General features: G+C 61.7%; 10 protein-coding genes. 4 read left to right on the top strand and 6 right to left on the bottom strand.

All coding sequences use genetic code 11. From position 1 onward, the window contains the following. Positions 1-2: 2 nt before the first annotated feature. Together ACTIEN_RS00885 and ACTIEN_RS00880 are read right to left on the bottom strand one after the other, a co-directional pair. Positions 3-1,109 carry a polysaccharide biosynthesis/export family protein gene (locus ACTIEN_RS00885; RefSeq protein WP_439521334.1) on the bottom strand — a complete coding sequence of 369 codons (1,107 nt, stop codon included), beginning with the start codon at positions 1,107-1,109 and terminating at the stop codon, positions 3-5. Positions 1,110-1,251: 142 nt separating this feature from the next. After that, entirely contained in the window at positions 1,252-2,559 is a 1,308-nt protein-coding gene (locus ACTIEN_RS00880; protein ID WP_439521207.1) for a capsule biosynthesis protein, read from the bottom strand. A gap of 107 nt (positions 2,560-2,666) precedes the next feature. On the opposite strand from ACTIEN_RS00880, the gene ACTIEN_RS00875 reads away from it, so the two are divergent. Next, complete coding sequence (locus tag ACTIEN_RS00875) at positions 2,667-3,257, top strand: riboflavin synthase (protein ID WP_439521206.1); 591 nt, start codon at positions 2,667-2,669, stop codon at positions 3,255-3,257. Between the two features lie 32 nt (positions 3,258-3,289). Here ACTIEN_RS00875 and ACTIEN_RS00870 read toward each other — a convergent pair whose 3' ends face one another. Further along, positions 3,290-4,480, bottom strand: a complete 1,191-nt coding sequence (locus ACTIEN_RS00870) for an MFS transporter (protein WP_439521205.1) — start codon at positions 4,478-4,480, stop codon at positions 3,290-3,292. 102 nt (positions 4,481-4,582) lie between these two features. On the opposite strand from ACTIEN_RS00870, the gene ACTIEN_RS00865 reads away from it, so the two are divergent. After that, positions 4,583-7,030, top strand: coding sequence for a ligase-associated DNA damage response DEXH box helicase (locus ACTIEN_RS00865; protein WP_439521204.1), 2,448 nt, complete (start codon positions 4,583-4,585; stop codon positions 7,028-7,030). Positions 7,031-7,090: 60 nt separating this feature from the next. Here the strand turns inward: ACTIEN_RS00865 and ACTIEN_RS00860 are convergent, their stop codons facing one another. Then, entirely contained in the window at positions 7,091-8,653 is a 1,563-nt protein-coding gene (locus tag ACTIEN_RS00860; protein ID WP_439521203.1) for a 2-isopropylmalate synthase, read from the bottom strand. A 347-nt stretch (positions 8,654-9,000) separates the two neighbouring features. Next, a complete protein-coding gene (gene glyA / locus ACTIEN_RS00855) occupies positions 9,001-10,296 on the bottom strand; it encodes a serine hydroxymethyltransferase (RefSeq protein WP_439521202.1) in 1,296 nt (431 codons plus the stop codon). Between the two features lie 171 nt (positions 10,297-10,467). On the opposite strand from glyA, the gene ACTIEN_RS00850 reads away from it, so the two are divergent. Then, positions 10,468-11,229: an NAD kinase gene (locus ACTIEN_RS00850; RefSeq protein ID WP_439521333.1), complete on the top strand. Its 762-nt coding sequence runs from the start codon at positions 10,468-10,470 to the stop codon at positions 11,227-11,229. A 110-nt stretch (positions 11,230-11,339) separates the two neighbouring features. Continuing rightward, the gene (locus ACTIEN_RS00845) at positions 11,340-12,152 is read left to right on the top strand and encodes a trypsin-like serine peptidase (RefSeq protein ID WP_439521201.1); all 813 of its coding nucleotides are present in this window, start codon (positions 11,340-11,342) and stop codon (positions 12,150-12,152) included. A gap of 137 nt (positions 12,153-12,289) precedes the next feature. Here the strand turns inward: ACTIEN_RS00845 and ACTIEN_RS00840 are convergent, their stop codons facing one another. Next, positions 12,290-13,687 (bottom strand): MORN repeat-containing protein, encoded by a 1,398-nt coding sequence (locus ACTIEN_RS00840; protein ID WP_439521200.1) that lies wholly within the window; start codon positions 13,685-13,687, stop codon positions 12,290-12,292. Positions 13,688-13,738: the final 51 nt, after the last annotated feature.

Below are 13,738 nucleotides of genomic sequence, written 5' to 3'. Positions count from 1 at the left end.
TTCTACGGCGACAGCGTTCCACCGGTTGCCGCAGATGTCAGACCCTGCGCGCCGCCAAGCGTACCAGTGATGGACGCAATCGTACGGTTCCACTGTACGATTGGGGCTTCGGTGACATAGATCGTATCTCCGTCCCGGATCAGAAAGTCACGCGCGACGAACAGGCCGTTGGGCTCGGTCAGGTCCATCACATAAATCAGACGCTGCGCTCCAACGAGGTCCGAGCGATTGAGGACAGCGTTCGAGATCTCTGCCGGTTCATTGCGGAAGACAAACACCCCGGTCGGATCGGCCGTGGAGGCGCTCAGGCCGCCAAGTTGCGCAAGCGCTTCGACCAGCGAAAGCGTGCGTGTGTCAAAGGTCAGCCGGGTCTGTGATCCAGCGGCGCCAAGAGCGGTGAACGCGCGTTGGTCGGCCTCGACCAGAATGCGGTCGCCGTCGCGCAGTGCGATATCAAGATCGGGGTGATCGTAAAGATCCTCGAACCAGATGGTTTCGCTATGTCTGCCGCGTGTCATTGTGATCTGTGCAATCTCGGGTGACATGCCCACACCGCCGGCACTGGCCAGCATGGAGCCCAGCGTCCGCGTCGGACGTGTGATCGGGTAGACGCCCTGCGCTCCGGCAGAGCCAAGGATGGACACGGTTGCACCATCGCCCGCAGTCCGGCGTACCTGAACCTGCGGATCAGGTGTCTGGTCTTCCAGCTTTTGCGTGATGATCCGGCGGATCGCTTCGGGTGTGTTGCCCGCCGCCTTGATCCGTCCGGCATAGGGAACGAAAATGAACCCGGACCCATCGACCTGAACGCTTTCCAGGGTTGTGGCATTCGACGCTTCACCCGCCAGCAGACCGTCATCCACGTTTTCCCAGATCGTCAGGCCAAGCGTATCACCCGGTCGGATGATATCGGCACTTTGCACACTTGCATTCTTCAGACTGTCGGAAAATCCAAGTGCCGGGACCACAGCGGTGGTGCGGGTGACGCGGTCATTGACGGCGACGACAAAGGCATCGCCTTCGCGCTGCACAGAGCCTGCAAAGATCTGGTTCTTGGTCGGGCCAACTCCGGGCAGGCCACATGACGCCAAAAGTGATGCCGACAGCATCAATGCGATAGGCCGCGCCCACCGTAATTTCGAATTGAACACTGCTCGGTCTCCTCGACCAGTTATTGACTGCCTCGGTTTATATTTTTGAGGTAAGCTACCGGAATCCAGTCAGTTTGGCCAGTACTAGGGATTGTGCGGCCTAGCGAACAAGCCGCAACTGTTGCGCCTCGGTCTCGCGTGTGCGCAGCCGCAGATCGTAGGGATCATGCGCCGAAAGCATGCGGTCAACCACCTGCCGCAACAGTTGAGCACGACCTTTCGCGGAATAAAAGCCACCTGGGATCTGGCTCGTTTCCAGAAGGAATTGACGGTAGGTCGCATATGCTTCGGGGTGTGGGGGATGCGGATCCGTGAAAAAGTCAGGCAAGGCCTGATGCGACACAAGCTGCGGTTTGTCGTACACGCTTGTCCCGAAACTGCGCACGGGAAGACCGCGCCAGAGTGCCTGATGGGCGGATGTCGAATTCACAGTGACCGCAGATCGCGCCGACTGCAAAAGATAGGCCAACTTGCCTCCCCGAACAAAATAGACACGATCCGCAACGCCGTGCGCAGCAGCCCGCGCGCGAATGGTCGCCTCCAGAGGGACGCGCCCGTCTTCCAGCGGATGGGCCTTGAAGACCAGGCGATGATGCGACGGCGCGCCCGAGGCAAAGCCCGAAATGACAAGATCCACAAATTCAGTCTGTGATGAAAAATCGGAAAACGCGCGAAAACTGGCGTCATGTTCAAGCTGCAAAAGCGCGACATGATAGGGTCGCCCACCTTTACGGATGCGACGTGTGGCCAGCCAGCGTTCCACATTGTGGCGCGGTCGCCGCAGGAGGCGCAAGACGTGCAGGCGGAACTCTTCGGCCACGCTTTGGTCGCGGTGGGGCCGATAGTGCGGAAACGCCTGATTTCGGAAAAGCACATGCCAGTGGTACAATGCGCCATGGACCATGTGCATGCGCAGATCCCCCCACCGATCCGGCGGCAACGCGGGCACATCGGCGGTCCGGGTCAGTGCTGTCGCCATCTGCTCCAGCGTCAGCTGCATCAGTCTGGAATTGCCGTTCGATCCGTCCCGTTCATACGTTGCCCAATAGGGGCGCAGATAGCCTTCCTCGAAGACGTGAATGGTCAACCCGGCCTTGCGCGCCGCAACGATGGCCTCTGCGTGGTGCCGACGCACATCGCCATAGAGAACCAGATCGGTGGCGTGCGTCATCGCCATCCAATTCGCGAATTGTGCGGGCCAGTTCTCGATCCTGCCGCGAAAGGCCAAAAGTCTTTTGGGGTTTTTCCACGCGGCACCATCTCCGGCGTTGAACGCCACGCGCCAGCAGGCGACGCCGGTTTCGTTCAGACGGTCTGCCAGGTCACTGAAGAACGGGCCATGCGGACCCTGCAAGAACAGGAACACGCGCTGGTTCGATGCGTCCGGCTTGCCCGTTGTGTTTGTCATGGCGTCGCAGTATCCCTCTGGATGACGCGAGGCTACCACACTCGGCAGCCCAGTGAGAACGCAATTCCGCAAGATTTTGTGCGGGTGACGGCAATAAGGGCAAGATCATGTTTACCGGCATCGTGACCGATATTGGAGATATCCGCAGTTTGGAGCGCAAGGGCGACCTGCGTGCCCGGATCGGGTCAAGCTACGACACCCGGACCATCGACATCGGGGCTTCGATTGCCTGCAGCGGCGTGTGCCTGACCGTGATAGATCTTGGCCCGGACTGGTTCGATGTCGAGATCAGCGCGGAAACGTTGGACAAGACCACCATCGGTGGCTGGGTCAAGGGGACGAAAATCAACCTCGAACGTGCGCTCAAGGTGGGCGATGAACTGGGAGGGCATATCGTGTCCGGCCATGTTGACGGTCTGGCCGAGATTGTCGAGATGCGCCCCGAGGGCGACAGCGTTCGCTATACGTTCGAAGCCCCGCGCACTCTGGCGCGGTTCATTGCGTCCAAGGGTTCGGTGGCGTTGGATGGCACATCGCTTACCGTGAACGAGGTCGAAGATACGCGATTTGGGGTGAACATTATCCCACACACCCAGGAGGTGACGACATGGGGTCGATGCAAGGTCGGCGACAAGGTCAACCTCGAGATCGACACCCTCGCGCGGTATGTGGCCCGTCTGGCCGAAATGTCGGGATAAGGCGCACGACCGCGTCAACGCGTTCGTGTGTTTCAGTTGACTGAAACACCACCGCCGTTGGGCATCGTCGCGATCGCCTTGCGGCCCAGCACCCATGTCACGATCACACCAAGCCCATAAGCGGTGATCAGAAAAAGGAACGGCCCAAGCAACGGCGCGCCCTGATGGAGCGCGATCAGGATCGGGGTTCCGCTCAGGTTGCCAAGGTTGCCCATCTGCGCCAGTGCCCCGTTTGCCAAGGCACGGGATGGCGCGTCCGGATTGATCTGGGGAACCACGGCGAACCCGGCACTTTGGACAAGAGCCATGCTTGCAAACAGGATCAGGATGCTCAGAGTGCTGAACCCTGTGACCAACATGAAGATCGCAGCACAGGCACTTGACGCAAAACCGATCGTGACCACCGGAAGCGCCCGCCGCCGCGACAGGATGGCAACGCCCACGGTCAAGGCAACGCCAATCGACACAAGCGGGGCAATCGCGGCAAGCCAGGACGGCGCGTCGCCTTGGGTCAGCAGGGGCAACGCGGTCAGCACGGACACAAAGGTCAGTGTATAGCACAGCCAGGAAAGTGCAGGTGTTGCAATGCCGGGTGTCGCATAGGCGGTCAGGTGGCGGCGCAGGACAGACATGCGGGCACCCGGTGCTTCCGTCTGCATGATCGGATGTGGCAAGACCAGAAGCGTCGCGATGCAGGACGTCGCCATCCAGATTCCATGTGCGCCGACCAACAGGGGCAATCCGCCGCTGGCGATCACCGATGGTGCCACAATCGCGGTCAGGGCAAAGGCCACACCAAAGAACGTGCTCCAAAGCGTCAATGCCGCAGGGCGATACCGGTCGCTGGTGGCCTCTGCGATCAAGGTCGGGGCGGCCACCACGATCAGCAGATGCGAGGTGCCTTCAAGCACCCTGCTGAACATGAGGAGTGCCAGGGATGGCAATGTTGCCTGCCAAAGCGACATCACCGCGCCAAGCGCAAGGGCCACCACCAAAGCCCGTCGCGCCCCGATGCGGGACACCACCATCCCTGCCACCAGCCCAAGGATCAGGCCGACAAGGCTGATCAGGGACACCGCAAGTCCCAACACCGCCTCACTTGCACCGGAATAGACATCGCTCAGCGTGACGAAACTGACGGCGAGCTTGGAGAATTGTCCAGCCGCGCCAAGCCCCGCGACATAGATCGTCGCGATCAGAAGCAGCGGATGAGGGGTGCGCATCGGGTCGGCCTTTCGGATTTGCCGGCACATTCCGCGAAGTCGGATCAGGCTGCAATGCCGCCGGACGTTTTTCTTTGTCCCTGCGCAGGTTATGTAAGGCGCATGACCAGTTTGCCGCCCTCCCTTCAGACATGGTTCGACAGCCGCAACTGGACGATCCACCCGCACCAGCAACAGATGCTGGACCGCGCGTCCGACCCCTGTCTGTTGCTCATCGCGCCGACCGGCGGGGGAAAGACGCTGGCTGGATTTCTGCCGACGCTGGTGGACCTGGCCACCGCGCCCCGCGGCGGGTTGCACACGCTCTATGTCAGCCCGTTGAAGGCACTGGCGGCGGATATCAAGCGCAACCTGCGCACGCCGATTGACGAGGCCGGGTTGGCGATCCGGGTCGAGGACCGCACCGGCGACACCTCTCAGCACATCAAGAAACGCCAACGCGCCGACCCGCCGCATATCCTTTTGACCACGCCGGAATCACTGGCGCTCCTGATCAGTTACGAAGACGCGCCGCGCATGTTCAAAGGCGTGCAGCGCGTGGTGGTGGACGAGATTCACGCGCTGGCGGAATCCAAACGCGGTGACCAGTTGATGCTGGCGCTGGCGCGCTTGCAAGCGATGTGTCCCGATCTGCGCCGCGTCGGCCTGTCCGCCACGGTCGAAGATCCTGCCGCCATCGCGCGGCTTCTGGCCCGCCATCCCGATCCCTGCGAGGTGCTGCTTGCCGATCCGGGGCCAGAGCCGGATATTTCGATGCTGGTGACGGACGAAGCACCACCCTGGTCCGGCGGCGGGGCGAAATACAGCATTCCTGCGGTGCTGGAAGAGGTGAAGAAACACAAGACGACGCTCATTTTCCACAACACCCGCGCGCAGGCCGAAATCTTTTTTCACAACCTTTGGCTTGCCAACGAAGACGCGCTGCCCATCGGCATCCATCACGGCAGCCTTGATCGCGGTCAGCGTGAAAAGGTCGAAGCGGCGATGGTGCGCGGCGATCTGCGGGCGATTGTCTGCACCGGCAGCCTGGACCTTGGCATCGACTGGGGGGATGTGGACCTCGTGATCCAGATCGGTGCGCCGAAGAACGTCAAACGTCTGGTGCAGCGGATCGGACGCGCGAACCACCGCTACAACGCGCCGTCAAAGGCGCTTCTGGTGCCCGCGAACCGCTTCGAAGTGGTCGAATGCGTCGCGGCTTTGGAGGCGGTCAAGGCGCATGATCTGGACGGCGAATGGCGCGGGCGCGGCCCGCGCGACGTGCTCTGCCAGCACATCCTGATCGCCGCCTGCTCCGGCCCGTTCGATGCCGATGCGCTTTTTGCCGAAATGACCGCCGCCGGGGCTTATGCCGATCTAAGCCGCGAGTCGTTCGACGCCTGCCTGAATTTCTGCGCCACGGGCGGTTATGCTCTGCGCGCCTATGACCAGTGGCAGCGGCTCAAGCAGCTTCCTGATGGTCACTGGCAATTGCGCGATCCGCGGTCAGCTTTGCGCATCCGCCAGAATATCGGCACCATCCAGGACACCGACACGCTCAAGGTCAAATGGCGGGGCAGGGGCGGCGCGCCTCTGGGCGAGATCGAGGAAGGCTTTGCCGCAACGCTGACCAAGGGTGACACCTTCCTGATCGGCGGGCAGATCGTGCGCTATGAAGGGTTGCGCGAACTGACCGTCGAGGTCACGCGTGACCCCGGCAGAAAGCCCAAGATCGCCACCTTCATGGGCACCAAGTTCGCCACCTCCACGCAGCTTTCCAACCGCATTGTCCGAATGTTCCAACAGGACGACTGGCCCGACCTGCCACGCCACACGCGCGACTGGCTGCACATGCAGCGCCGGATCAGCCGGTTGCCGGAACCGGGGCGCCTGTTGATCGAAAGCTTCCCGCATGACGGGCGCGAACAGCTCGTGGCCTATGGCTTTGCCGGTCGCAACGCGATGCAGACGCTGGGGCTCCTGCTGACCAAGCGGATGGAGGAGGAAGGGCTGGCCCCTATGGGCTTTGTCGCCACCGATTACGCGGTGCTGATCTGGGGGCTGGACGCGGTGATCGACCCTGCACCGCTGTTCGATTTGACAGCGTTGGAGGCAGGTCTCGAAGGCTGGTTGGCTGGCAACGCGGTGATGAAACGCACCTTCCGCGCCTCGGCCACCATCGCGGGGTTGATCGAACGCAATCTTGGCGGTCAGCGCAAGACCGGGCGACAGGCGACCATGTCGTCGGACATCCTTTATGACACGCTGCTCAAATACGACCCCGACCACCTGCTCATGCAGATCACCCGCGAAGAGGCGATGCGCGGTCTGGTCGATTTTGCGCGCATCCGCGAGATGGCTGAACGGGTGGGCGACCGGATCGACCTGCTGCATCTTGACCGGGTGACGCCGCTCGCCGCGCCCTTGTTCCTTGAACCCGGTCGCGTGCCAGTGCGCGGCATGGCGGATGAGCGCTTGCTTGAGGAAGAAATCACGCGCCTGTTGGAGACCAGCGGTCTGGCGCAGGTCGAAGCACCGCCCAGCAAGCCGAAATGGCGTGTGCCGTATTGAGATTGGAGCGCGCAAGCACCGCACCCGACGTAGGGTGTGTGCTTGCACGCACCGCTTTGCTCAGGTCACATCCCTATACGAGATTTCCTTGACGTCCTTGCCCGTCTTGCCGCGCCGCACGATCAGCCGGTTGAGCGCGTGGATATAGGCCTTGGCCGAGGCCACAACGGTATCGGTATCCGCCGACTGGCCGGTGGCGATCATCCCGTCCTCTTCCAGACGCACGCTCACGGTGGCCTGCGCATCGGTGCCTTCGGTCACGGCGTTGACCTGATAGAGCTGCAACCGAGCCTTGTTCGGGTGCAACATGCGGATCGCCTTGAAGGACGCATCCACCGGTCCGTCACCTTCGCTCACCGCTGACATGTCCTCGCCGTTGATTTCCATTTCAAGCGTTGCTTGTGCCGGGCCGCCGGTGCCGCAGACGACACTGAGGTTCACCAGTTGCAACGCATCATCGCCTTCGGTGGTGGCGGTCACAAGCGCAAGGATGTCGTCGTCGAACACCTCTTTCTTGCGGTCGGCCAGATCCTTGAACCGCACAAAGATGTCCTTGAGCTGGTTGTCACCCACCTCGGTCCCCAGTTCCCTGAGCTTGGCGCGCAACGCAGCACGGCCCGAATGCTTGCCCAGCGGCAACGAGGTGCCCGCAAGGCCCACATCCTCGGGGCGCATGATCTCAAAGGTCTCTGCATTCTTGAGCATGCCGTCCTGGTGGATGCCGCTTTCATGCGCGAAGGCGTTCTTGCCGACGATGGCCTTGTTGAACTGTACCGCAAAGCCCGACACCGTCGCCACGCGGCGCGAGATGTGCATAATCTTCTTCGTATCGACGCCGGTGTGATACGGCATGATGTCGTTGCGCACACGAAGCGCCATCACCACCTCTTCCAGCGCGGTGTTGCCCGCGCGTTCACCCAGACCGTTGATCGTACATTCGATCTGTCGTGCGCCGCCTTGTACGGCGGCCAGCGCGTTGGCGGTCGCCATGCCAAGGTCGTTGTGGCAATGGGTGGCAAAGATGACCTCGTCACCACCCGGCACGGTTTCGATCAACCGGCGGATCAGGTCTGCGCTTTCCACCGGTGCGGTATACCCGACGGTGTCTGGAATGTTGATGGTGGTGGCCCCGGCCTTGATCGCGATCTCGACCACGCGGCAGAGGTAATCCCATTCGGTGCGCGTGGCATCCATCGGCGACCATTGCACGTTGTCACACAGGTTGCGCGCGTGGGTCACGGTCTGTTCGATCCGCTCGGCCATCTCGTCCTGTGTGAGGTTTGGAATCGCGCGGTGCAGCGGCGAGGTGCCGATGAAGGTGTGGATGCGCGGCTGTTTCGCATGGCGCACCGCCTCCCAGCAGCGGTCGATGTCCGGCAGTTGCGCCCGCGCCAACCCGCAGATCACGGCCGACTTGGAACGCTTCGCGATCTCGCTCACCGCACGGAAATCGCCTTCGGAGGCTATGGGAAATCCGGCCTCGATGATATCCACGCCCATATCATCCAAAAGCTCGGCAATCTCGAGCTTTTCGTCATGGGTCATGGTGGCGCCGGGGGATTGTTCGCCGTCGCGCAAGGTGGTGTCGAAGATCACCACGCGGTCTTTATCAGTCTGTGTCATTGTCTTGATCTTTCTGTCTTGTCCAAATCCGTCGGCGCGAAACGGTCATCCTCTGAGCGGTCGCGCCGGGTCGGCCGCGCTCAGAGGCGGATTAGGAGAAGACGGGTGGCCAGCGCAAGAGGCGCGCTAAAGCGCGGCAGGGTTGCGGTATGGGCCAAACGTGTCATGGGCGCGACTATACGCGGCAAATCCCAAAAGAAAAGTCATCAAAGAAAAAAAGACGCCCCCGGTGTCGAGGGCGTCCTGTGCTTCTTTGGTTAATAACAAATCCCGTGGGTTTAGGGGCGGGCCGCAAGAGTTTCCGTCAACGGAAACTCCACGATGCGTTAACGCATCGTGTTCCCTGCTCAGAGGTCGGGATAGATCGGGAAGCGGGCGCACATTTCGGCGACTTCGCCGCGCACCTTGTCCTCGACCGCGGCATTTCCATCCTCGCCATTGGCGGCCAGACCGTCAGTCACCTCGATGATCCAATCCGCGATCTGGCGGAACTCGGCCTCACCGAACCCGCGCGTCGTGCCGGCAGGTGTGCCAAGGCGAATGCCCGATGTGATGGTTGGCTTTTCCGGATCGAACGGCACGCCGTTCTTGTTGCATGTGATATGCGCGCGGCCCAGTGCCTTTTCGGTTGCGTTGCCCTTCACGCCCTTGGGACGCAGGTCAACCAGCACGACATGGGTGTCGGTGCCGTGGGTCACGGTGTCCAGACCACCCTTGATCAACTGGTCCGACAGCGCCTGCGCGTTGCGGATGACGTTCTGCTGGTAGGTCTTGAATTCGGGGCGCAGCGCTTCGCCGAAGGCAACCGCCTTGGCCGCGATCACATGCATCAGCGGACCGCCCTGAATGCCGGGGAAGATGGCCGAGTTGAATTTCTTGGCTAGCGCCTCGTCATTGGTCAGGATCATGCCGCCGCGCGGGCCGCGAAGGGTCTTGTGCGTGGTTGTGGTTGCCACATGCGCGTGCGGGAACGGGCTGGGGTGTTCGCCCGCCGCCACCAGACCGGCGAAATGCGCCATGTCCACATGCAGGTACGCACCCACCGAATCCGCGATTTCGCGCATCTTGGCAAAGTCGATCTGGCGCGGGATGGCCGAACCACCGGCGATGATCAGCTTGGGTTGATGTTCGGTCGCCAGCGCTTGAACCTGGTCGTAGTCCAGCAGGTTGTCTTCCTTGCGCACACCGTACTGGATCGCGTTGAACCACTTGCCCGACTGGTTCGGCGCAGCGCCATGGGTCAGGTGACCACCGGCATCAAGGCTCATGCCAAGGATCGTGTCGCCGGGTTTCAAAAGCGCGGTGAACACGCCCTGGTTGGCTTGCGATCCCGAATTGGGCTGCACATTTGCAAACTCACATGCAAAGAGTTTGCAAGCACGCTCGATAGCAAGGTTCTCGGCCACGTCGACAAACTGGCAGCCGCCGTAATAGCGACGACCGGGATACCCTTCGGCGTATTTGTTGGTCATCACCGACCCCTGCGCCTCCATCACGGCGCGGCTGACGATGTTTTCCGAGGCGATCAGCTCGATCTCGTCGCGCTGGCGGCCCAGTTCATCGGTGATCGACTGGTACAGGTCCGGATCACTGTCGGCCAGGGATTTGGTGAAAAAACCGGTTTCGCGGTGCGGGGCGTTCATGGGCGGGGCCTCCTTGAAGCGGGTGTGAATTAGGCGGCTACGTATCCGAATTGCGGCAAAAGGCAAAGATGGGAAAGCGACCAGATGCAACAAAGCCGCGCCATGGCTGGCGCGCGGAAGGTGTTTGTGATTGTTTCGGAACGGGATGCCCCCGATAGGATCGAACTTCTCATGTCATTGCGCATCGCTTTTGCTGCCAGTTCCGCGCCGATTGCTCAGGCCGCGAAGGCGGGGTTGACCCGTCGCTACGGAGATCACACCGAAGACGGTGCGGATGTGATTGTCGCACTCGGCGGGGATGGCTTCATGTTGGCCACGTTGCACCGGACACAGGATCTGGCGGCCCCTGTCTATGGGATGAACCGCGGGACAGTAGGCTTCCTGATGAACGAGTATTCCGAGCACGATCTGGAAGAGCGTCTGGCCGAAGCCGAGGAAGAGGTGATCAATCCGTTGTCGATGATGGCCGTGACAAAAGACGGGTCGATCCAGCGGGCCCTTGCGATCAACGAGGTGTCGCTTTTGCGGGCCGGGCCACAGGCGGCGCGATTGAGGATCAGCGTCGATGGCAAGGTGCGGATGTCGGAACTGGTCTGCGACGGCGCACTGGTGGCGACTCCTGCCGGGTCCACGGCCTATAACTATTCCGCGCACGGGCCGATCCTGCCGATCGGGTCGGATGTCCTGGCTCTCACCGCCATGGCGGCGTTTCGACCACGGCGGTGGCGGGGCGCTTTGTTGCCGAAGACGGCACAGGTCACGTTCGACGTTCTGGACCCGGACAAACGTCCGGTGATGGCCGAGGCGGATGCGCGCGCCGTGCGCGATGTGGTTCAGGTGGATATCCGCTCTGAACCGTCGATCGCGCACCGTGTGTTGTTCGATCCGGGCCACGGGCTTGAGGAACGGCTGATCCGCGAACAGTTCGTCTGAGGTCTTTCCAGCAGCAAAGTTGCATCTGGTTGACGCAAACCTGCCCATCTTGTGCCATCTCGGTCCGATAGCCTGCCATTCTGTGAAATGTGCTGGGAAGGCGGTTCGCGATGGGGTTTCTTCGGTTTGTCATCAGTATTGCGCTTGCGCTGACGCCAATGTCACTCACCGCGCAGGAGCGGGACAGGCTGGACAACCGGGGCGAACTGCTTGGCTGGGAAGGGGTCGGTCGGCTTGATCTGGGGCGCGGCACCTGTACCGGCACGCTGATTGCCAAGGATCTGGTGCTGACCGCCGCACATTGTGTTGTCGATGACGCCAGCGGGCAGGTTCTGCCAAGCGACCCCATGCGGTTTCATGCGGGATACACCCACGGCCATACGGCCGCATCGCGCGGGATCACCAAGATCGTCGTGGCAAAGGGCTATCGCGCCGGGGGTGCGGCGTCGCTGACCGAAAAGGTGCAGAGCGATCTGGCACTGTTGCGTCTGGACAGCCCGGTCTTCAGCACCGAGGCCGAACCCTTCAAGGTTCATACAAATCTGGTCGCAAACGGGCAGGTGACGCTGGTGTCCTACGGGCGCGGGCGCAACACGTCTTTGCAACGCGAATCCGGGTGCCGCCACAAGGGCACTTATCTGGGCGGCTTGATGACGTTTGATTGTGACGTGACGTTCGGATCATCAGGCGCGCCGGTTTTCGTCAACGAACAGGGACGTCTGCGGATCGTGTCGGTGATTTCCATGATGTCGGAAACGCCGGGTCGCGAGAAAGAGGCGATTGGCATGTCTCTGCCACTGGTGGTCGGCACCCTGATGCGCGAGATGCGCAACGATGCCGCCCGCGCGCCAGTGTCGGTCGGGGCCAAGCGGGTCACCGTGGGACAACGTTCCGGCGGGGCGCGGTTCGTGACCGTGGATTGAGCCGGGACGAGAAATCCTGTTCCGCGGGCGGTCGGGTGACGGCGTCTTCAGGACGGCGTGCAGGTCCAATCAGAACGACCGGGCGCTAGCACAGCCGACACTTCTCAGGTTCAGGTTGACGAAAATCCCAAACGGGGTCAGCCATCCGTGAGCGCACCGTTGATCCATTCGCCGGTGGCTTCTTCGCCTGACGCATACCGCATGGTTCCGGTGCCCTGGCGTTTTCCGTCGAGGAACGTGCCCTCATAGACGTCGCCATTGGCGTAGGTGGCGACTCCCTGGCCGCTGATCTCGCCATTGGCCCATTCGCCGGAGTATTTGAACCCGTCAGCCATGGTGATCTCGCCTTGTCCGTGGCGTTGGCCGTCTTCGAACTGTCCGACATACACCGTGCCGTCGGTATAGGTGGCTGTGCCTTGGCCGTGGCGCTGGCCATCTTGCCATTCGCCTTCGTACTTGTAGCCATCAGGGTAGGTCATAGTGCCGACGCCGTGATTGCGGGCGTTCTTGAAGTCGCCCTCATAGACCAGCCCGTTGGCATAAACCGCGCGTCCCTGGCCGTCGATCACACCATCGACCCAGTCGCCTTCGTAGGTCGAACCGTCCGGATAGGTGATCTGGCCCTCGCCATTGGCAAGATCGCCGCGGAACTGACCTTCGTAGACAGAGCCGTCCGGATAAGTGACTTTGCCAAGCCCTTCGATCTGGCCGGCGACCCATGCGCCTTCGTAGCGGTAGCCATCGGTGCCGATGAACGTGCCCTGACCGTGGCGCAGGTCGTCCTTGAACTCTCCGTCATAGATGTCGCCATTGGCATAGCTGACCTTGCCCTGCCCATCACGGCGGCCTGCCACCAATGCGCCTTCGTAGATGTCTCCGTTGGATTGCGTGAGCGTGCCGTTGCCGTCGATCTGGCCGTCTTTCCACGCGCCCTCGTAGATCAGGCCATCGGGCATGGTCAGCTTGCCTTGCCCTTCGCGGTCGCCATCCGCAACGCGGCCTTCATAAAGCGATCCGTCGGGATAGGTGATCGTCCCGTTGCCTTCCTTGACTCCGTTGACCCAGTCGCCGTCGTAGACGTAACCGCCGGGGCTTTGCATCGTGCCGCGACCGTGGTGCAGGGCGTTGCGGAACGACCCCTCGTAGCGCACGCCATTGGCATAAAGCGCCACACCCTGGCCGGTGATCTTGCCGTCAAGCCACGAGCCTTCGTAGGTGGACCCATCGGCAAACACGATCTTGCCGATGCCCTCGGGTTTGCCCTTGGCGAACTGGCCTTCGTAGACCGACCCGTTTGGAAAACGCGCGACGCCGTCACCACGAATCTCGCCGTCTACCCAGTCGCCGGTGTATTCATAGCCGTTTGGCAGACGATAGGTTCCGGTGCCGTGCTGAAGGCCGTTCTGAAATGTGCCTTCGTACACCCCCCCATCGTCATACTGCTTGGTCTGAACCTCGCCATCCTGCGCCAAAGCGCCCTGTGCGAAGGCCAGCACGATCGCTGCACCCAGAATGACTTTGCTGCGTGGTCTCATCTGTCTGCTATCCCACTCATGTCCGTTGCCATGACCCTTTCACGAAACCTA

This window comes from Marivita sp. (assembly GCF_051859345.1).
Lineage (GTDB): Bacteria > Pseudomonadota > Alphaproteobacteria > Rhodobacterales > Rhodobacteraceae > Marivita.
Note: the sequence above shows the minus strand (reverse complement) of the source record. Positions and strands in the feature narration are given on the sequence as shown.